This window comes from Streptomyces sp. ActVer (assembly GCF_027270795.1).
Lineage (GTDB): Bacteria > Actinomycetota > Actinomycetes > Streptomycetales > Streptomycetaceae > Streptomyces > Streptomyces umbrinus_A.
This window is the reverse complement of the sequence record NZ_JAPWHT010000939.1, coordinates 1-1,031: the sequence shown is the minus strand read 5'-3', so window position 1 is coordinate 1,031 and position 1,031 is coordinate 1. Positions and strand designations below refer to the sequence as shown.

At 76.5% G+C, this 1,031-nt stretch carries 1 pseudogene; it reads right to left on the bottom strand.

Annotated features, from left to right (window positions below):
- Positions 1-1,031 (bottom strand): annotated as a pseudogene (locus tag O3Q52_RS53485) (ABC transporter permease); the annotation flags it as partial.

Below are 1,031 nucleotides of genomic sequence, written 5' to 3'. Positions count from 1 at the left end.
ACGCCTTCGGCGGATACGTGCTCCGCAGACGCGCCCGCCTCGTGGTCGCGCATCGCCGCCAGGGCCCGGCCCGTACGCCCCCGGCGCAGCGCGTGGGCGGCCAGCAACGCGCCCGCGAGGAGGACGAGTTCGAGGGCGTAGTAGGCGCGGTCGCCGTCGAAGCCCGCCGGGCGGCCCAGGGTCAGGCCCGAGGTCGCGTACGGCTGGGCGAAGACGAAGCGGCTGACGCCGACGCCCACCGCGAAGGTGGCCAGGGCGAGGGCCAGGCCGTGGCGGCCGATGGCGGGCCAGCCGGTCAGCAGGCCCAGGGGCGCCACCAGCAGGACGGCGACCGCGAGCGCGGCCAGTTCGGGGAGCTCCGGCAGGCCCGGGAAGCGGCCCGCCGCCAGCAGCGCGGTGAAGAGGGCGCCCAGACCCGCGTACGCCGCCTGGCCCAGTGAGATCTGGCCGCCGCGGCCCGTCACCACGACCAGGGACAGGAGGACGACTCCCAGGGCCGGGACCTGGACGGACGTGTGCAGGTCCGAGCCCGCGAAGCCCAGGGGGAGCAGGAACAGGACCACGGCCACGATCCACGCGCCCGGCGGCGTCGCCACCCGGGCCGTCGCCGTGCGCGGAAGCGCGTCTCGGGTGCCGATGCCCGGCAGGACCAGCGCCGCGATCAGCAGGGCGACGACGAAGAGGTTCGCGCCCACCGCCTGGAGCAGCGGCTCGCGCCAGCCCGTCGGGTGCAGCCGTGTCAGCTGGCTCTGGGCGACCCCGATGCCGAGGGCCACGACCACGGCCACCGGCAGGCTCCGCATCCGGGCGGCCACCGCGACCGCCACCACCTCCATCACCAGAAGCGGCATGCCGTACGGGTCCAGTCGTACGTACGGGGCCAGCAGCACGCCCGTCAGGCCCGCCGTGAAGGAGCCGAAGGCCCAGCCGGCCGCGGCCACCCGGTCCGCGCCGATGCCGCCCAGGACGGCGAGCGACCGGTCGTCGACGACGGCCCGCAGCTCCCGGCCGAAGCGGGTCCAGCGGATCAC